Origin of the sequence: Nocardia noduli, from assembly GCF_019038455.1 — a bacterium.
GTDB classification, from domain to species: Bacteria; Actinomycetota; Actinomycetes; order Mycobacteriales; family Mycobacteriaceae; genus Nocardia; species Nocardia noduli.
Map to the genome: position 1 here is coordinate 1 of NZ_JAFMPL010000274.1, position 455 is coordinate 455.

Below are 455 nucleotides of genomic sequence, written 5' to 3' on the forward strand. Positions count from 1 at the left end.
GCCGGCGAGACCGTGAACGTCGCCAGCAGGCCGCCGACCAGGGCGTAGGCGTAGGTCTTGGCCATCGGCCCGAAGATGTGACCCTCGACGCCGCTCATCGTGAACAGCGGCAGGAAGCCGACGATGATGATGATCGCCGAGAAGAAGATCGCCCGGTTCACCTCGACGCCGGCGATCGCGATGATGCCGAGTCGGCCTTCGAGCCCCCCTGGCGCCTTCTGACCCTCGGAATGCTCGGGCTCGGCGAGGTGCCGGAACACGTTCTCGACCATGATCACCGTCGCGTCGACGATCAGGCCGAAATCGATCGCGCCGAGCGACAGGAGGTTGGCCGAATCGCCCCGTACCACCAGGATCAGGATCGCGAAGCCCAGGGCGAACGGGATCGTGGCCGCCACGATGATCGCGCTGGTGAGCGACCCGAGGAACAACCACTGCACGATGAACACCAGCAC

General features: G+C 65.7%; 1 protein-coding gene. It reads right to left on the bottom strand.

All coding sequences use genetic code 11. The features are described 5' to 3' along the window. Window positions 1–440 (bottom strand): efflux RND transporter permease subunit (locus JZ792_RS43700; protein ID WP_308165654.1); only part of this gene is annotated, 440 nt, incomplete at its 3' end. Window positions 441–455 lie beyond the last annotated feature (15 nt).